The organism is Undibacterium sp. TC9W (assembly GCF_049339865.1).
Taxonomy (GTDB): Bacteria; Pseudomonadota; Gammaproteobacteria; order Burkholderiales; family Burkholderiaceae_D; genus Undibacterium.
This window is the reverse complement of sequence record NZ_JBMPPJ010000007.1, coordinates 245,191-263,774: the sequence shown is the minus strand read 5'-3', so window position 1 is coordinate 263,774 and position 18,584 is coordinate 245,191. Positions and strand designations below refer to the sequence as shown.

17 protein-coding genes are annotated in these 18,584 nt (G+C 50.0%); 11 read left to right on the top strand and 6 right to left on the bottom strand.

Going from position 1 to position 18,584, the window contains the following annotated elements; all coding sequences use genetic code 11:
- Positions 1-27 precede the first annotated feature (27 nt).
- On the bottom strand, positions 28-504 hold the full coding sequence (locus ACO0LN_RS12740; RefSeq protein WP_422974265.1) for a hypothetical protein: 477 nt from the start codon (positions 502-504) through the stop codon (positions 28-30).
- Positions 505-578: 74 nt separating this feature from the next.
- A complete protein-coding gene (locus tag ACO0LN_RS12735) occupies positions 579-2,366 on the bottom strand; it encodes a DUF885 domain-containing protein (RefSeq protein WP_422974263.1) in 1,788 nt (595 codons plus the stop codon).
- Positions 2,367-2,598: 232 nt separating this feature from the next.
- Here ACO0LN_RS12735 and ACO0LN_RS12730 point away from each other — a divergent pair, with 232 nt between their 5' ends.
- The 7 genes from ACO0LN_RS12730 (at position 2,599) to dut (ending at position 10,442) form a co-directional block, all read left to right on the top strand.
- On the top strand, positions 2,599-3,747 hold the full coding sequence (locus tag ACO0LN_RS12730) for a methyltransferase (RefSeq protein WP_422974261.1): 1,149 nt from the start codon (positions 2,599-2,601) through the stop codon (positions 3,745-3,747).
- Between the two features lie 74 nt (positions 3,748-3,821).
- The gene (locus ACO0LN_RS12725) at positions 3,822-4,037 is read left to right on the top strand and encodes a hypothetical protein (protein WP_241458797.1); all 216 of its coding nucleotides are present in this window, start codon (positions 3,822-3,824) and stop codon (positions 4,035-4,037) included.
- Between the two features lie 138 nt (positions 4,038-4,175).
- On the top strand, positions 4,176-5,153 hold the full coding sequence (locus ACO0LN_RS12720) for a bifunctional riboflavin kinase/FAD synthetase (protein ID WP_422974258.1): 978 nt from the start codon (positions 4,176-4,178) through the stop codon (positions 5,151-5,153).
- A gap of 72 nt (positions 5,154-5,225) precedes the next feature.
- Positions 5,226-8,090, top strand: coding sequence for an isoleucine--tRNA ligase (gene ileS / locus ACO0LN_RS12715; RefSeq protein WP_422974256.1), 2,865 nt, complete (start codon positions 5,226-5,228; stop codon positions 8,088-8,090).
- 93 nt (positions 8,091-8,183) lie between these two features.
- Positions 8,184-8,711, top strand: a complete 528-nt coding sequence (gene lspA / locus ACO0LN_RS12710) for a signal peptidase II (protein ID WP_162058406.1) — start codon at positions 8,184-8,186, stop codon at positions 8,709-8,711.
- Between the two features lie 17 nt (positions 8,712-8,728).
- The gene (gene coaBC, locus ACO0LN_RS12705) at positions 8,729-9,934 is read left to right on the top strand and encodes a bifunctional phosphopantothenoylcysteine decarboxylase/phosphopantothenate--cysteine ligase CoaBC (RefSeq protein ID WP_422974363.1); all 1,206 of its coding nucleotides are present in this window, start codon (positions 8,729-8,731) and stop codon (positions 9,932-9,934) included.
- A gap of 58 nt (positions 9,935-9,992) precedes the next feature.
- The gene (gene dut / locus ACO0LN_RS12700; RefSeq protein WP_162040755.1) at positions 9,993-10,442 is read left to right on the top strand and encodes a dUTP diphosphatase; all 450 of its coding nucleotides are present in this window, start codon (positions 9,993-9,995) and stop codon (positions 10,440-10,442) included.
- Positions 10,443-10,469: 27 nt separating this feature from the next.
- Here the strand turns inward: dut and ACO0LN_RS12695 are convergent, their stop codons facing one another.
- The gene (locus tag ACO0LN_RS12695; RefSeq protein WP_422974254.1) at positions 10,470-11,825 is read right to left on the bottom strand and encodes an ATP-binding protein; all 1,356 of its coding nucleotides are present in this window, start codon (positions 11,823-11,825) and stop codon (positions 10,470-10,472) included.
- On the bottom strand, positions 11,822-12,562 hold the full coding sequence (locus ACO0LN_RS12690; RefSeq protein WP_422974252.1) for a response regulator: 741 nt from the start codon (positions 12,560-12,562) through the stop codon (positions 11,822-11,824). Before ACO0LN_RS12690 ends, ACO0LN_RS12695 begins: the two co-directional genes overlap by 4 nt.
- A gap of 214 nt (positions 12,563-12,776) precedes the next feature.
- Here ACO0LN_RS12690 and ACO0LN_RS12685 point away from each other — a divergent pair, with 214 nt between their 5' ends.
- Both ACO0LN_RS12685 and ACO0LN_RS12680 read left to right on the top strand, forming a co-directional pair.
- Complete coding sequence (locus ACO0LN_RS12685; protein WP_422974250.1) at positions 12,777-13,517, top strand: ABC transporter ATP-binding protein; 741 nt, start codon at positions 12,777-12,779, stop codon at positions 13,515-13,517.
- Entirely contained in the window at positions 13,507-15,933 is a 2,427-nt protein-coding gene (locus ACO0LN_RS12680) for an ABC transporter permease (protein ID WP_422974248.1), read from the top strand. The genes ACO0LN_RS12685 and ACO0LN_RS12680 overlap by 11 nt, the downstream gene beginning before the upstream one ends.
- Before the next feature lie 253 nt (positions 15,934-16,186).
- On the opposite strand, the gene ACO0LN_RS12675 is transcribed toward ACO0LN_RS12680, so the two are convergent.
- Positions 16,187-16,711, bottom strand: coding sequence for an NADPH-dependent FMN reductase (locus ACO0LN_RS12675; RefSeq protein ID WP_422974246.1), 525 nt, complete (start codon positions 16,709-16,711; stop codon positions 16,187-16,189).
- 257 nt (positions 16,712-16,968) lie between these two features.
- On the opposite strand from ACO0LN_RS12675, the gene ACO0LN_RS12670 reads away from it, so the two are divergent.
- Together ACO0LN_RS12670 and ACO0LN_RS12665 are read left to right on the top strand one after the other, a co-directional pair.
- On the top strand, positions 16,969-17,835 hold the full coding sequence (locus ACO0LN_RS12670) for a pirin family protein (RefSeq protein ID WP_422974245.1): 867 nt from the start codon (positions 16,969-16,971) through the stop codon (positions 17,833-17,835).
- Positions 17,836-17,843: 8 nt separating this feature from the next.
- Positions 17,844-18,248: an OsmC family protein gene (locus ACO0LN_RS12665; protein ID WP_422974243.1), complete on the top strand. Its 405-nt coding sequence runs from the start codon at positions 17,844-17,846 to the stop codon at positions 18,246-18,248.
- A 54-nt stretch (positions 18,249-18,302) separates the two neighbouring features.
- Here ACO0LN_RS12665 and ACO0LN_RS12660 read toward each other — a convergent pair whose 3' ends face one another.
- Positions 18,303-18,569 carry a hypothetical protein gene (locus tag ACO0LN_RS12660; RefSeq protein ID WP_422951172.1) on the bottom strand — a complete coding sequence of 89 codons (267 nt, stop codon included), beginning with the start codon at positions 18,567-18,569 and terminating at the stop codon, positions 18,303-18,305.
- Between the last annotated feature and the right edge of the window lie 15 nt (positions 18,570-18,584).

Here is an 18,584-nt window from a genome sequence, read left to right as displayed (position 1 = left end):
AATCATGTCAGCTTGATTTGCACAATACTAAGAGCATTGCGGAGGGAACTTGCCAGAATATTTTCCCATCTTATCGCCTGTGCCCGCTTTTCCTAAGGTCAATACAAGCTGTTCATTTATCCAATCAATTTTCGATACTTGCGTAAAGACCTTGCCTTTATTGCTGACTTCACTCACCAAATCACCAGCATCAGTGATCTGCCAGGTACCTTCAATAAAACTCAGCCCAAGTTTACGCAAATCTTCCGCCTTTTTCCCACAAGGTGGATACATGACAAAACTATGGTCCGCCTTGTATTGAACCACTTCTCCTAAAGGGCTCGACGATTTGTAAAGAGCCAGTTTATCTGCGCTTAATGCAGCAATTTCAGCGGTCAAACCTTTTTGCCATGTGCCGATAAGTAGTTGTTCTTTATCCTTGATACTACTTTCCAGACTGAATGCGTAACCAGGGCATATCGCCATGAGAACTAAAATAGAATTGAATATTTTTAATCTGATCATGGCGGGCGACTTTGCTTAATAATTTTTGACGGAGAAGAATACTAGCAACTATTCCGGATTCATTTAAGAAATTTTTATTTTCCCGCATCCTTCAACATCAACTTCTTGATCATCCCCACGGGCGCACTGCCATAGCTCAGGAATTGCTCATGGAATTGCTTGAGTTTGAACTTGTCGCCCTGCTGTTTTTTAAGTTGCTCGCGGAATTCAAGTATCTCGCTATAACCACTGAAATAGCTGGTGAGTTGCACGGATGTGTATTGCACACGCAGCCATTTGCCATCGGCTTCGGCCTTGGTCTGGAAAGCCTGGTTCATCAAAAAGTCTTTGGCTTCTGCCTCTGTCATACCTAGTACGTGCACCTGATAATCGAGAATAGTATTGCAGACCGCGCGCAAGTTCCATTTGTAATACATAAGCCACATCTCGGGCGTATTGCCGCCATAGCCGGACTCCAGCATCATGCGTTCGCTATACACGGCCCAGCCTTCTATCATTGCGCCATTGCCAAACAGGGTCTTGATGACTGACGGTGATTTATTCGCATGTTGCAGCTGCGTGTAATGGCCGGGGATGGCTTCGTGGATGTTCAATATTTGCAAGACCCAGTGATTGTATTCCCGCAGCGTGCTTTCAACTTGCTCGGCGGGTTGTCCATCAAAAGGGGTGACGTTGTAATAGGTTTTATCATTGGGTCTGAAGATGCCAGGCGCTTCGATGGAGGCCAGGCTGACGCCGCGTTGATATACTGGCGTCTCGCGCACGACCAGTGGCTTTTTCAAGTCAAGGCTGACGAGATCATGTTCGCGTATCCATTTTTCCAGCTGCGGCAATTGCTGGCGAATTTCAGGGTACAAGTCTTTTGCGACCACATGATTTTCAGACAGTTTGTCGATGACCATGGCGATCTTCTTGGCGCGATCTGCAGGCTTGGCTTGCGCACCCATGGTTTTATCCCAGAGCTGGTCAGCCAGTTTTTCCATATTATTATGCGCTTCGTCCCTGGCGATCAGTGCGCGTTGGTAAGTCTGTTCTGCGCTCAGCGAAGACTGGATATCAGCGGTGAATTTACCTTCATATAGCTCCTTGCCTATGCGGAAAGAACGGGCCGTTGCAGGATCAAGTTTCTTTTCCAGGTTTTCCAGAAATTGCACATAGTCATTGACGGCAGCCCGGGCATTTTTCAAGCCCTCTTCCAGCGTTTGCTTGTCTTTTGTTGCGAGCTTTTCCTGAGATGCTGCTTTCTCCAGATTAGCCAATACCGAAATCGCGCCAGCACTTTGCTTGATCGCCAGACGGGTATGCTCAGGTGTAGGGTTTTTGATGCTGGCTTTGGCTGCTGCATAATAGGCAGGCACTGCTTGCAGGCGCTGTATTGCTACCTGCACCCGCTTTGCTTTCGGCGCGAAATCCGTATTGAGAATGGCATCAAAACTGCCGGCAATATTATGCTGGGTAGGGTTCCATTCAAATTCACGGAACTGTGTCAAATACCATCGTGTGCCATTCAGGTAATTGCGTATCAGCGCCAGGTCAGTCTGTTCTTTGGCGGACAAGGCATCTGCGCCCACCTTGTTCAATTGTGCCAGCCAGTTATCGGTGAAGGCGACATAGGCATCGCGGGTAGCCTGATTTGGCAATACTAGTTTATTTGCATCCTGGTAGCGGCCTGCTGCCATCGCCATGTCTGGATCTTGTTGCCACAATGCGCTGAGGAAAGCTGTCTTGATCTGTGCAAAACCCAGGTCTGCCTTCTTGCTTTCCAATGCGGTAGAGGGAGTGGCAGCCAGGCTGAGAGGAGCAGCAATAATCAATGACGACAACAAAGTCGCAAGAACAACAGGACGAAATTGGAAAGGCATAGTGAGTTCCTTGTAGGCTAATAGCAGGCTTAATATATTAAGAAACATGAGGTTAACATAAGATGGCGCCTGGCATCTGGATTTTTTAGTTTGTCCCAATGAGGAAAACTCGCTTGCAAAACCGTGCGCATCCTCACACTTCCCTCATCCAGGCAGCATTCTTTGTTACACTCCAGCCTTGGCCAGACACTGGCAAACCTGCAGCATCAACAAAATCAACAAAAAGAAAAATATGAACACCCCCGATCCCGCTCCGCAATTGCACTGGACAGAAAACGACGAAGCACGCTCATGCCGCTGGCATTCCGAGAGTGGTGCACCAGCGCCCAAGCGTGTGCAGATCGCCGATGACCGCATGAATGTCGAAACCGCCTATAAGCTGGCCTGCGAAGGCACGGCCCTGCTATGGCGTGGTGATTACCACAATGCCAAGCAGCTATTGCAGGCACTGGCACGCCGCATCGATAAAAAACCAGCCAGGGCCAGCAAAAAGGCCAAGGTGCCTGAATCTGCGAAAGAAGCATTCAACCTGCACCGCCAGGCGCAGTCTCAAAGAGCGCGCGTACTGGCCATGCTCTTGATACCCTTTGAAGCCGATTACCGCATCACCCTGCGCCGTGCGCCGGATGTAACACTAGCCTGCCGCGAAGTCTATGGCGAGCCCAGCACAGCCTTTGTGGCTTCCCTGCGTGAATTGCTGGGTTTGATAGGTGCACATGAATGGCGCAAGAATGGCGTAGAGATCGCTGCGCTGGGTGCAAAAATCCACCCTTTCTACGGTGTGTTTTCTCCAGTACGTGGTGAATACATAGATTTGCTGGCAAAAGCCCCGCTGCCATCGACGACACTGGCTTTTGATATTGGTGTCGGCACTGGTGTGCTGTCTGCCTTGCTGGCCAAACGTGGCGTCAAAAAGATCATCGCTACCGACCAGGACCAGCGCGCCCTCGCCTGTGCCCGTGAAAACATAGACAGACTGGGTTTGTCCAGCCAGATTGAATTGGTGCAGGCAGACTTGTTCCCGCCAGGACGCGCGCCTTTGATAGTGTGTAACCCGCCATGGTTGCCAGCACGTCCTAACTCACCGATAGAATATGCTGTGTATGACCCTGACAGCCGCATGCTGCGCGGTTTTCTGGCTGGCGTGGCAGAACATCTGGAGCCACAGGGTGAAGCCTGGCTGGTCATGTCAGACTTTGCCGAACACCTGGCCCTGCGTACTGCGGCAGAGTTGCAAGGATGGATAGATGCAGGTGGCCTGACAGTAGCTGGCAAGATGGATATCAAACCGCGCCATCCAAAATCCACAGATGAAAACGATCCCTTGCATGCTGCCCGCGTCAAAGAAGTTACTTCATTATGGCGTTTGAAATTAAAATAGCATTTGTATTTGTGGTCAGTAGCTATCAAAACACTGACCACATGAATTGATTAATTGTTTAGAAAATTAGCATCATGATCAACAAACCCGCCCGCATTCTGACCTTTAAATGTAAAAATTGCAGCAAATCCGTCCAGGTTTTCCTGCAAAAAGTTTCAGCCTGCTCGCACATTCAACCCTATCAAGGCATTTGCAGCTGCGGCGAGATCATGAAACATGCGACTGGTAATAAGGAAGCCGTTGCCTCCTATCTGAGTTCCAATGATGTTTTGTGGTCACATCATCATTGATTCATGCGCCAAATGCTGAGAAATCGGATGATTTCACAAATTAAACCCTTGTGAAATTTACATTTCCACCTCAGATCAGGTCTATAGCCAGACGAAAGCATTTATAATCTACGGCTTTGCAGCAGTTTTCTGGAAACAATGAAGGTATTTCGCGGACTTCCAAATGCAGCCTCCCGTGCCCCCTGTGCGCTGGCGATAGGCAATTTTGATGGCGTGCATCTGGGCCACCAGACTTTGCTTGCCCATTTGCGGGATGCGGCCACACGTCTGGGCATAGAAGCTGCCGTCATGACATTTGAACCACATCCACGTGCATTCTTTGCCCAGATGCTGGGTGATCTGTCGAAGGCACCTACCCGCATCGCCAATTTGCGCGACAACATGGCTTCATTACAGGCTGCTGGCGTAGATCGCGTCATCGTTGAACATTTCAATGCCCACTTTGCTACATTGTCACCGCAAGATTTCATAGAAAAAGTGCTGGTCGATGGCCTGCATGTGAAATGGGTCATGGTCGGTGAAGATTTTCGCTTTGGTGCCAAACGCGCTGGCGATGTCGCCACCCTGACCGAAGCAGGCTTGCGTCATGGTTTTACCGTAGAGACGCTGCCCTCAGTACAAAACAAGGGCGTACGCATTTCCTCATCTGCAGTTCGCCTTGCGCTGGCCAATGGTGATTTTGATGAGGCAGAAGCCTTGCTGGGTCACCCTTACCGTATTTCAGGCCATGTGGTGCATGGTCAAAAGCTGGGACGCACCATAGGTTTTCCTACGCTGAACCTGCGTATAGTCCATCACCGCCCTGCCCTGCATGGCATCTTCATAGTACAGGTGCATGGCCTGGCTGAGCATCCCTTGCCCGCCGTTGCCAGTCTCGGCGTACGCCCTACTGTTGATGACAGTGGCCGTGTGCTGCTAGAAACCCATGTATTTGATTACAGCGGTCATGCCTACGGCAAAGTCGTGCAGATAGAGTTCTTGAAAAAACTGCGCGACGAAGAAAAATACATAGACCTGCCTACCCTGACTGCGGCCATCAACAAGGACGCTGAAAAGGCACGTGCCTATTTTGCCGACAGCCGCCGCCCTGCCCGCTCTGCCACTGACCGAATTTGAAGCTCACACATCGTTTTAATTCCTTGTAGTTTGTTGTGACTTCATCCCGATTTTAAAAATAGAAAACTCATTATGTCTGAAAACAAAGCGGCAAAAACTGCCAGTAAATACCCGGTCAATATGACCGAAACCACCTTCCCCATGCGCGGCGATCTGGCCAAGCGCGAACCCAAATGGGTCAAGGAATGGCAAGACAAGAAAATCTATGAACGCGTGCGCAAGGCATCTGCCGGTCGTCCGAAATTCATCCTGCATGACGGCCCACCGTATGCCAATGGTGATATCCATCTGGGCCACGCCGTTAACAAGATCTTGAAAGACATGATCGTCAAAGCCCGCACCATGGCTGGCTTTGATGCACCGTATGTGCCAGGCTGGGATTGCCATGGCATGCCTATCGAAATCCAGGTGGAAAAACTGTTTGGCAAGAATCTGCCAGTGGCAGAAGTGCATGCCAAGGCACGCGTGTATGCGAACGAACAGATAGAAAAACAAAAAGCTGGCTTCATCCGTCTGGGTGTATTGGGCGAATGGGATAACCCGTACAAAACCATGGCCTTTGGCAATGAAGCGGACGAATTGCGCGCACTCGGCAAATTGCTGGAAAAAGGCTACGTCTATCGTGGCCTGAAACCAGTCAACTGGTGTTTTGATTGCGGCTCTGCTCTGGCGGAAGCTGAAGTCGAATATGAAAACAAGCGTGATCCATCCATCGATGTTGGCTTCCCGTTTGCTGAGCCAGAAAAACTGGCTGCCGCCTTCAAACTGGACAAGCTACCGCTGGACAAAGGTTACTGCGTCATCTGGACTACAACGCCATGGACCATCCCATCCAACCAGGCGCTGAACATGCACCCGGAAATCACTTACGCCCTGGTCAAGACCCAGCGCGAAGGTGAAGACATCCTGCTGATACTGGCAAAAGACCTGGTCGAAGCCAGCCTGACCAACTATGGTCTGACAGGTGAAGTCATCGCCACCTGCCTTGGTGCGGACTTGTCTGAAATCAAATTCAAACATCCATTGTCAGCACTGGATGCTGGCTATGACCGTTTTTCTCCAGTCTATCTGGGTGAATATGTGAGTACAGAAACCGGTACTGGTGTGGTCCACTCTGCGCCAGCCTACGGTATCGAAGATTTCCAGTCATGCAAGGCACATGGTATGAAGGATGACGATATCATCGCCCCAGTCATGGGTGATGGCAAATTCGCATCCAGCCTGCCTTTCTTTGCTGGCATGACGATCTGGGAAGCATCCAAACCTATCTGCGACAAGCTGCGCGAAGCGGGTACCCTGTTCTCATTCAAGATGTTTGAGCATAGCTACATGCATTGCTGGCGTCATAAGACACCGATCATCTATCGCGCCACGTCACAGTGGTTTGCCAGCATGGACAATACGCCCAAAGCCGGCGGTGACAGCCTGCGTCAGACAGCATTGAAAGCCATCGATGAAACTGCCTTCTTCCCGGCATGGGGCAAGGCCCGTCTGCATGGCATGATCGCCAACCGTCCTGACTGGACCTTGTCACGCCAGCGTCAATGGGGTGTGCCTATGGCCTTCTTCCTGCATAAGGAAACTGGCCAATTGCATCCACGCACACCTGAGCTGCTGGAACAGATCGCACTGCGCATAGAGAAAGAAGGCATAGAAGCCTGGCAAAAAATCGAAGTTGCTGATTTGCTCGGCGATGAAGCAGCCATGTATGTCAAGAACCGCGATACGCTGGATGTGTGGTTTGATTCTGGCGTAACACATCAGACCGTCTTGCGTGGGTCGCACAAAGAGCAATCAGCCTTTCCGGCAGACCTGTATCTCGAAGGCTCAGACCAGCATCGCGGCTGGTTCCATTCTTCTCTGTTGACAGCGTCGATGCTGGACGGCCGCGCACCTTACAAAGCCTTGCTGACACATGGTTTCGTCGTCGATGGTCAAGGTCGGAAAATGTCCAAGTCCTTGAAAAATGGTATGGAGCCGCAAGAAATCTCCAGCACCCTGGGTGCTGACATCTTGCGGCTGTGGGTAGCGTCTTCTGATTACTCTGGTGAATTGTCGATCTCTGACGAAATCCTGAAACGTGTGACGGAGGCCTATCGTCGCATCCGTAATACCTTGCGCTTCTTGCTGGCTAACACCTCTGATTTTGATGCAGCAAAAGATGCTGTTGTGATCAATGAGTTGCTGGAGATAGATCGCTACGCCATCGCCAATATGGCGGCACTGCAAAAAGATATCCTGGCACATTTTGATGCATTTGAATTCCACCCTGTGGTCAGCAAATTGCAATCATTCTGTTCAGAAGATCTCGGTGGTTTCTATCTCGACATCCTGAAAGACCGTTTATATACCAGCGGCACGACTTCGCATGCACGCCGTTCTGCACAAACTGCAATCTGGCATATCACGCAATCGCTGTTGCGTCTGATGGCACCGATGCTGTCTTTCACTGCTGAAGAAGCATGGCAGTTCTTCGCCGCTGCCGATGCCTACAAAGACAGCGATGAAACCATTTTCACGCAAACTTATTACGGCTTGCCTGAGATTGCAGATGCAGAAGCCTTGTTGGCTAAATATGCAGCCCTGCGTGCAGTGCGTACAGATGTCACCAAGCAGTTGGAAGAAGTACGTGTTGCCGGTGGCATAGGTTCATCCCTGCAGGCAGAAGTGACAATCAAGGCCAGCGGCAACAAGTTTGATGTATTGAACAGCTTTGCCGATGACTTGAAATTCACATTGATCACCTCTGCAGCAGGTGTGGAACAGGTTGCCAACGAAGCGGAAGAAACCGTGGTCGTCACGCCATCCAAATACGAAAAATGCGAGCGTTGCTGGCATTATCGTGCAGATGTAGGCAACAATGCTGAACACGCTGGCCTGTGCGGCCGCTGTGTCAGTAATCTGTTTGGCGCTGGTGAAGCGCGTCGCTTTGCATAGTAAAAATGTAGTTGCAATGTAGTTGCGCGGGTGGAGCAGGTGCAAACCTGCTCCTGCCTGCATTAATCAAGACTTCACAAGAGTTCAATATCCATGGCGACCAAAAAACGTCCGGCTGCATCAAATAATTCTTCAGGTACCAAGTCCTCTGGTTCCAGCCTGATACCCTGGCTGGGTCTGGCCGCCATCATTATCTTGCTGGACCAGGTCACAAAAATCACGATCAGCAAGGCCTTTGCTTATGCCGAAACCCTGAGCATTACCTCATTTTTCAACCTGACACTGGTGTACAACAAGGGAGCCGCTTTCAGCTTCCTGGCCGCAGAAGCAGGCTGGCAGCGTTATTTCTTTACTGCTATCGGTTTGATCGCAGCTGCGTATATCACTTACCTGCTGAAGCGCCATGCAGGACAAAAACTGTTTTGCACTGCACTGGCGCTAATCATGGGTGGTGCCCTCGGCAATGTTATCGACAGGGTGTTGTATGGCCATGTCATTGATTTTCTGGATTTTCATTACCTGGAAATTTACCATTTCCCGGCATTTAACATCGCTGACAGCGCGATTTGCGTAGGTGCTGCATTATTCATAGTAGATGAATTACGCCGCGTCAAAAAATAAGGAGTAGCACCATGAGTCTGCGACTGGCTGGTAAAAAGATTGTTCTGGGCCTGACTGGCGGCGTAGCCTGCTACAAGATTGCAGAACTGACGCGGGCACTCGGCAAGGCCGGTGCAGATGTACAGGTGGTGATGACAGAATCTGCAACCCATTTCATCACGCCGGTGACCATGCAAGCCCTGTCTGGCAATACGGTCTATACCGACCAATGGGATGCGCGCGTCAATAACAATATGCCGCACATAGACCTGACGCGCGATGCAGATGCCATCGTCATCGCGCCTTGCAGCACGGACTTTATCTTCAAGCTGGCACATGGTGCCTGCAATGATTTACTGTCCACCCTGTGCGTTGCCCGCCCCGCCAGTTTACCCCTGCTCATCGCTCCGGCAATGAATGTAGAGATGTGGCAAAACCCGGCCACGCAACGCAATGTGCAACAGATCAGGGCAGATGGCATACATCTGCTAGGTCCTGCTGCCGGCGACCAGGCTTGTGGCGAAACCGGCATGGGCCGCATGCTGGAACCCGAGCAATTACTGACAGAAATCATCGCCTCCTTCCAGGCCAAGACCCTGGCGGGCAAACATGTACTGATCACCGCTGGGCCTACATTTGAGCCAATAGACCCGGTACGTGGCATCACCAATCTGTCATCTGGCAAGATGGGTTATGCGATTGCGCAGGCCGCCTGGGAAGCCGGCGCCATTGTCACCCTCGTCTCCGGCCCTACGGCACTCGATGCGCCATATGGCGTGCGCCGCATTGACGTGCAAACTGCGCAGCAAATGTTTGATTCCGTAGTGGCTCAACTCAGGCAGCACAAGCAGGATGTGTTTGTTGCCGTTGCCGCCGTCGCCGACTGGCGCGTTGCCAATGCCAGCACGCAGAAACTGAAAAAGACCAGTGAAGGCGATGCGCCGCAACTGCAGTTTGCGCAAAACCCTGACATATTGGCCAGCGTCGCCGCCATGCCGAATGCACCTTATTGCGTAGGCTTTGCCGCAGAATCAGAAAACCTTTTGCAGTATGGCGCTGCCAAACGCCAGAAGAAAGACGTGCCTCTGCTGGTTGGTAATATCGGCCATCACACCTTTGGCAAGGATGAGAACGAGCTGGTGCTGTTTGACGTGCACGGCCACACTACTTTGCCGCGCGCAGACAAACAAGCGCTGGCTCAACAACTGGTGGCAGAAATCGCCTTGCGTTCCAGCCTCATTTAAATCTCCCCTACCTGCTCAAAGAGCGCCCGCTCTTTGAGCATTATTTTTTCTCAATACCATGAAAAACATAGACCTGAAAATTCTCGACAGCCGCATGAAAGACATGCTGCCAGCCTACGGCACACCTGGCAGCGCCGGCCTCGACCTGCGTGCCTGCATAGATGAAGCGATTACCATACAACCCGGCCAGACAGTCCTGATCCCTACCGGTTTGGCCATCCACATCGCCGACCCAGGCTATGCCGCCATGATCCTGCCACGCAGCGGCATGGGCCATAAAAATGGCATCGTGCTGGGCAACCTGGTTGGCTTGATTGATTCTGACTACCAGGGCCAGTTGATGGTATCAACCTGGAACCGTGGCCAGTCAGAGTTCACCCTGCAACCTATGGAAAGACTGGCACAACTGATCATCGTGCCTGTGCTGCAAGTAGGCTTTAATATCGTCGATGAGTTTGGACAGAGTGAGCGTGGTGAAGGTGGGTTTGGGAGTACAGGCAAGCATTGAAATTGTCATTGTTGAGAGATCAAAAAGCTATGTTGTTTCTGCAACTACAGGAAAAATCAGCTTGGCTTCCAGGCCGCCGCCGTCACGATTACTTAATGTGATGGAGCCATTTACAGCAAGTGCCAATTGCTGAGCAATTGCCAGGCCAAGACCAGTCCCGCCAGTCTTGCGGTTACGCGAATTTTCCACACGATAGAATGGCTGCAATACTGCAGCCATTTCACTATCAGGTATCCCTGGCCCCCTATCTAATACCGACACCGATATCTGTCCTGGCGATATTCTGCTAACTTGCATCTCGACATCTCCAGCAAATTTCAAGGCATTGTCTATCAAATTAATCATGATGCGCCTGAGCGTATTGGGTCTTGAAGAAAGTATCGTGCCGATTTCCCCACTCAGGCGTAAAGCGTGTTGGGCATCCACATAATCACAGACCAGGCTGTCAAGTAAAGCATCGATATCCACGCGACATACTTCTTCTGTGGTTCTTCGTACGCTTCGTGCGTAGGTGATCCCCTCCTCTACCAGTTGCTGCATGGCGTCGAGATCTTTCAACATTTTTTCTTGCAAGCTGCCGTCATCCATTAGCTCAGCTCGCAAGCGCATGCGTGTAATGGGGGTCTGCAAATCATGTGAGATCGAAGCCAGTATCTGCACCCTCTCAGCCAGATGTTCTTTGATCTGTGCCTGCATGGCATTGAATGCAGCCGCGGCTCTGGCAACTTCGCGGGGGCCATCTTCTGGAATGGCTTGACCGTGTAATGACGAACCCAGCGTATCCGCTGCCTCAGCCAAACGCTGCAATGGGCGTGTCGCCTGTTTTACAGCCAGCCAGGTAAACGTGATCACCGCAAGCATTTGAAGTGCGAAGACTAAACCTGCCCCCCAATCTATAGGCCAGACAGTTTTATTAATAATGGCAATTAATACTGTTCCGTCTTTCAATGAGAAATACAAACGCCCCATCTCTCCCGGAAAGAGACCAGCCGAGCTTCTCGCGGCATAGCTTGTAGCCAGCTCCTCCTTGAGAGAATCGGCCAAACCATGCCGACGATGCGGATTTATCCATTTACTCGTTGATGTTGCCAGATAATCTGGAGCAACTGTACTTAACTCATAGCGGTAAGCATGTCGCTGCATTTTCTCCATCCAAAGCTTGCGTTCCGATGGCGTGGCCGTGTCAAGAATGGGCAACAGTACTGATAAATCTTTTGTCAGGTAATAATCTGTGCGGGCAATCTGATCTTCATGGATAGAAATGTATCCATATACGTTGCTGATAAGATGTCCAAGCAATAAAGCTAATATCCATACAAAAGCCAGGCGTGAAAATAATGAATTGGGCCAGATACCTTGTAATTTCGGTTTCAACTCGGTCATGACTGATCATCCCGGTGTTCTACCGTACTCGAAAAAATATAACCTTCACTTCTCAGCGTCTTAATGTACTGGGGTTCTCGCGAATCGTCACGCAGGCGCTTGCGCAAACGACTGACCAGTATATCGATGGAACGATCAAAATAGTCCGCGTCCCGGTTCTGTGTCAGGTTGAGCAATTGGTCACGCGTGAGTACGCGCTGTGGATGGTCGAGAAAAACCCGTAACAGGCGATATTCGGCACCGCTCAAAGAAACAATCGCGCCACTGTCGTCAATTAACTGTCGGGCATGCGTATCCACGACCCAGACACCAAAACCCAGCATGCGGCCACCACTGATCTCACGTAATTGCACCGGAATCATTCGGGTACGGCGCAAGATGGCGCGTATGCGTGCCAGCAATTCACGCGTCGCAAAGGGTTTGGTCAGGTAATCGTCCGCACCCATTTCTAGGCCCAGAATGCGGTCTGCCTCTTCATTCCTGGCCGTCAGCATCAAGATAGGAACTGGTTGCACTTGCGTTGCCGTCAACTCGCGGCACAGGCTAAGACCGTCCTCATGCGGCATCATCAAATCGAGCACGATCAGGTCTATGCCTCCAGCAGCAAGTATGCTGCGCATCTGCCGCCCATTGGCGGCAACGCTCACCTTGAAACCACTTTTTTCAAGGTAGCGCTTTAATAGATCGCGAATTTCTTCATCATCATCGACGATCAGTAAATGATCTGTTTTATCCATAGCTTGCTTTATAACTGATTTATTCATCAAATCGGTGCCTTTTTTCCCCATATTTGTTTCTGAAATGTTTCTGAGCATCCCTGGAAACACGGCGTTGCAAGAAATGCCATGCACTGACACACAACAGAAACACCGCAGGAATTAAATAGCTTCAGTCGCAGTTCTGCACAGTATCCCGCTGGCAAATGCGTCTATCAAACCATATGGAAAAAAAATGCCAATACAAACAATAGCAAGACAATTGATCGTATTAAAAGACATATGCAAAAAATATGAGACTGCATCAGGTGCATTCACGGCACTTAAAAAAATCAGCCTGGAGATACGAGAAGGGGAATTTGTTGCCATCATCGGTAAATCTGGCAGTGGAAAATCGACTTTGATGAACGTCATGACAGGCATAGACCACATCAACTCAGGAGAAATATTTATAGGAGCAACTCCTGTACACACTTTAAAGCAGAGTGAACTGGCGACCTGGCGCGGTAAAAACATTGGCATTATTTTTCAATTTTTTCAACTTCTCCCCACCTTGACCATAGCCGAAAACGTCATGCTCCCTATGGATTTTTGCCATACGTACCTGCCGCGGGAACGTAGGCTGCGCGCCATCGCTCTGCTTGAAAAGCTGGGTATAGGCGAGCAAGCTGATAAATTGCCCAGCAGCTTGTCTGGTGGTCAGCAACAGCGCGCTGCCATCGCCAGGGCGCTGGCAAATGATCCGCAGATTTTGGTGGCAGATGAACCTACCGGCAATCTTGATACGGAAACGGCAAATAGCATCATGCAATTATTTGCACAATTGGTGGTGGAAGGAAAAACCGTGTTGATGGTGACCCACGAGCGTGACTATAGCCACTATTTTAGCCGCAGCTTCACCATGGCCGATGGCGAGTTTCTCAATCCAGCAGACCTCATTTCTGACACAAATTGCGGGAGGCAATATGTTGCTTAACACTCGCTGGATGAAACTGACGCGCGACGCGCAATTAGCACCTGGTCGCACTGCCATGATGATACTGGCCATCGCTGCCGGTGTGTTTGGCCTTGCCACCATGCTCAGCAGCTATACGATATTAATACGTGAAATCCGGCAAAACTATCTGGCTACCAATCCAGCTTCCGCCACGCTAAGGATAGATAATATCGATGCTCAGTTGATACAGTCGATACGAAATTTCCCTGGCATAGCGGCTGCACAAGCCAGTGCGAAAGTGGATGCGGGCATACAACTGGCAGATGGTCGTTTGCAAGCGCTCAACTTGATGATTGTCGATGACTTTAAAGAACTGCGCATCAATAGTATTTTTCCAGAAACTGGTGCATGGCCACCACCGCCAGGCACGTTATTATTAGAAAAAGATTCTTTAAAAAAATTGAAGTTGAAAGCAGGTGATGTCCTGCAATTGAAAATGACTGATGGCAGCCAACGCCAAATAGCTGTCTCTGGCAGTGCACATGATCCGGGCGTGCCTGTACCCAGCATGTATGCCTTTGCCTACGCAACGCCCGATACCATGGCAGCCATGGGTATCAGGGATGGTATGCATGATTTAAAAATTACCATCCGCGACAACCCCTTTGACATCGACGCCATCGAGCAGCTTGCCTGCAGCCTAGCACTTTGGATACAGCAACAAGGACATGTCGTAGAACGCATCAGAATACCGCCACCCGGTGAACATCCGCACCAACTGATCATGACTTCCATACTGGGAATGTTGCTAGTGTTTAGTGGCATTGCATTGGTGCTAAGTGCTGTGCTTACCGCGACTATCATCGAAAGCATGCTAGCGCAACAGGTGCGCCAGATAGGTGTGATGAAAACCATAGGCGCGCGAACTTCGCAAATCTCCACCTTATATCTCGGCTTCGTCTTAATCATAGGTTTGCTGGCGACTTGCATAGGCGCACCAGCTGGCTTGGCGGCAGGTCGCGCCTTTTCTCAGCAAATTTTAGTGAGTGTACTTAATTTCAATATGAATAGTGGCGCAGTCCCTGACTACGTATATCTGGTACTGATCATGGCTGGAGTACTAGTTCCTCTTTGCATGGCAGTAGTACCTATTTCCAGAGCATGCAATGTAAGCGCACATACTGCAATGACTGACTTTGGTAGCAAACAAAAATATTTTGCAGAAAAAGCTTTTGGCAAATGGCTATCTCATTTACCTGGACTGGATCGCGGCATGCTGATGTCACTACGAAACAGCTTCAGAAGCCGTGGTCGCTTGCTACTCACGCTGGCTTTGTTAGCGACTGCCGGGGCGATGTTTATCAGCAGTCTTAACGTCAGGAAGGCATCGCAGGAACATCTGGTGGAAGCAGCCGCAGAACGCCACTATGACCTTGAAATCCATTTAAGCAAGCCAGAAGACAAGAATAGAATCATTCGCATTGTTGGCACCATCTCTGGTGTGAACCTGGTCGAAGCCTGGAGTAGTAGCGCAGTGGCCCGACACAGGACAGACGGTTTGAATATAGAAAGAACCTATCCTGACGGCGGCCACGGCTCACTCAATGTGACCGCTATTCCCGATGGTAGCAAACTGATCAGCCTAACCATGCAAAATGGGCAGTGGCTTAGTGAAGTAAAGAGTAGCGCAGGAAATGACCTTGACACAGTAGTCTTAAACAACAAGGCGCTGGAATCATTTCCCAAAGTTATCGTTGGTGACACCATTACCCTGGGAGTACGTGACAAGACAGCCAGCTTGCGCGTGGTCGGTATCGCCAGACAGAAAATGACTGGCGCAATGGCTTACGTCTCACCTGCCACCTACGCCAAATTGACCAGCCAGAGTGAGCTTTACAGAAGCTTTCGTGTAGTAATGGATCAACATGATCCAAAAACGGTAGCGGCAATGACAAAACAAATTGAGGCAGCGCTCGGCAGGCAAGAAATTCGCATCAGCGCGAGCATTACAGAAAACATGCTGCGCCAGGAAGTTGACGATCACTTTGATCTTCTGGTCAACGCCTTGCTGTTTATTTCTATCCTGATGGCGCTTGTTGGCGTACTTGGCCTGGGCTCATCCATGACTAGCAATGTAGCCGAACGTACTCGTGAATTTGGCGTCATGCGCAGCATCGGTGCCAGCCCAGGTGTTGTGATACGCAACGTCATTACAGAAGGCTTGTTCATCGCCCTGATGAGCTTTGGCCTTGCCGTTGCCATGGCGCTGCCTTTGTCAGCAAGCATAAGCGCATTTTTGGGTAATCTGCTATTTGACGAAGCCTTCCCTCTGGTCATCTCACAAAAGTCTTTGTGGATATGGTTCTTAATTGTCACAAGTGGCGCTGTTTTGGCTTCAGCTTATCCGGCCTGGAAAGCATCACGTTTAAGCATACGCGCCAGTTTTGCGCATTGAACTCTTTAATTCTTTGAAAGTATCATATGAAAAAATCTACCACCATTGCGATCGCCGTCATCGTTTTCCTGATTACTTTATTCATTGTGGCGCATCACTTTGATCTGACACTGATACACAAAATGGTGCATGGTGGTTAAAAGCCATAGTCATGTGGGGGCAGTCTTTCCCCCCCATATTTTCTTCATGAAAAGCCTGAGTGAAATTTTCTTGCAACTAGCGGGGGAATTAAAAAAAGTGAGTAGATCCCAACTCAAGCCAGACTTGCCATTGCCGTCACCAATTTAGCTTTCAATTCCTCATTCTTCAATTCCTGCCTCTCCACATCAAAATTATCATGGAAGGCAGGCACAGACAAACTGGCCTTCAGTTGCCCGCCAAAAAATGGAGCAGATCCTGTGGCTGCAGCCAATACACTGGCACCACCACGTGCACCAGGAGAGGTCGATAGCATGACCATGGGCTTGCCCTGAAACACCTTGGCATTGGCACGTGAGCACCAGTCAAACAGGTTTTTATAGGCAGCGCTGTACGAACCATTGTGTTCAGCAAAAGAAATCAGGATGGCGTCGCTGTTAGCGATCTTGTCCAGAAATGCCAACGCCAGTGCTGGCTTGCCCAGGTCGGCTTCTTTATCTACGCTAAACAAAGGCAATTCATAGTCATTCAAATCCAGCAATTCAACCTCAGCGCCTGCGACCTGCCTGGCAGCATAAGTGACCAGTTGCTTGTTGATGGATTTTTTGCTGCTACTGGCGGCGAAGGCGAGTAATTTCATGATGACGTCCTTATTGAAAAGTAAGAATCAAATTAAGTGCAAATCTGCTTGTTACATTGTAAAGCAAGATGATCAAGTGTCGATGCGATGAAACCTGGCGTACCTGGGCAAGGCTGCAATGATCAATCTGGATTAAAATGCTGATTAAATGATATTAGGCGACATCACTGTCACGCGATGTTTATTCAAACTGAATAACTGAAGCCTGAACTCTGAGCGACTTGAGTATCCTTACAAATCTTTATTGGAAATCTATCATGAGCGTCATCAGTCTGACCATACCTGCACGCAGCAAAGACCTTGGGGGTTTTACTGTCGGGCGCATTTTACCCTTCGCCAAACGGCATCTGGTTGGCCCATTCATCTTCCTGGACCACATGGGACCTGCCCAATTCGAGGCCGGACAAGGCATGGATGTGCGCCCCCATCCTCACATAGGCCTGGCAACAGTCACTTATCTATTTGAAGGCAGCATGTTCCATCGCGACAGCCTGAGCTCAGAACAAGAGATACTGGCTGGCGCAGTCAACTGGATGACTGCAGGACGCGGCATTACCCATTCAGAACGCAATAGCGATACACAACGTGCGCAGACGCGCACTGTACATGGCCTGCAAAGCTGGGTGGCCTTGCCCAAGGAATTTGAAGAAGTTGAGCCCTCGTTTCATCATCATGCGGCTGAAAGCCTGCCTGTATTTGACATAGACCAGGTGACACTGAAACTGATTGCCGGTTCTGCCTATGGGCACACCGCTCCCGTTAAAATTTTCAGCCCGCTGTTCTATGTAGAGGCAAAAATGCCTGCTGGTACGCAATTGCGGGTACCAGCCGAATATGCTGAGCGTGCTTTGTATCTGATCTCCGGCCACGTCAGCATCAACGATGAAACCGTTGAAGAACGCACCATGCCAGTTTTCGAGGAAGGCGCAGAAGTGATTATTACAGCCACCAGCGATGCCCATCTGGTATTGCTGGGCGGAGCGAACCTGCCTGAGCAGCGTTATATTTTCTGGAATTTTGTCTCGACTTCAGAAGCGCGCATAGAGCAGGCAAAAGCCGACTGGAAGGCAGGGCGTTTTGCCAAAGTACCAGGCGACAATGAATTTATTCCATTACCAGAATAGGAAACAGCATGTCAGATCAAACCATCTTCGCCCATGTCATGGAAACCGGCGAAAACGCTTTTGCCGTAGATATCAATGTCTCTGGCCACCAGATCAAAGGTGATGAGCCACTGGATGCCGGCGGCGGCAATCTGGGCCCTGCCCCATTCGACTTATTGACTGCAGCGCTGGGTGAGTGCACAGCCATGACCGTGCGTTGGTATGCGAACCAGCATCAATGGCCGTTGGACAAGGTTGAGGTCAAATTGACCCATCACAAGGAGGGGGTGCAGGATATTTTCAAGAAAGAAGTCATCCTGCATGGCGCAGACTTAACAGAAGAACAAAGGACAAGGCTGGTCGCTATTGCAGCAAAGTGCCCGGTGCATAAAACCATCACCAGTTCACCCATCATAGAAACCAGCGCTGGCTGAAAAAGCAAAAAGCCCGGTTCAATTCTATCTGATTCGGGCTTTTTATTTTTACAACTACTTTTTCAGTTTGCGGCTGCGCCCCGCAGATTCACGCAAGATGGTGTAATTCCAGTCGTCATCATGAGAACCTACTGAGACGCGGAACATGTCACTGTCGCCTTTCAAGCGCTTGCCAAGTGCGACATGCTTCTTGCTGACATCGCTACGTTCATAGACATCAACTTCAACTTCATTTCCTTCCAGGGCAGCCTGGGAAAGAACTGCATCTATGGTCTTGGTTGTATATTCAAGTACATATGTGGGAAGTGTCAGGCCTGCCATACTTGTCTCCATCAC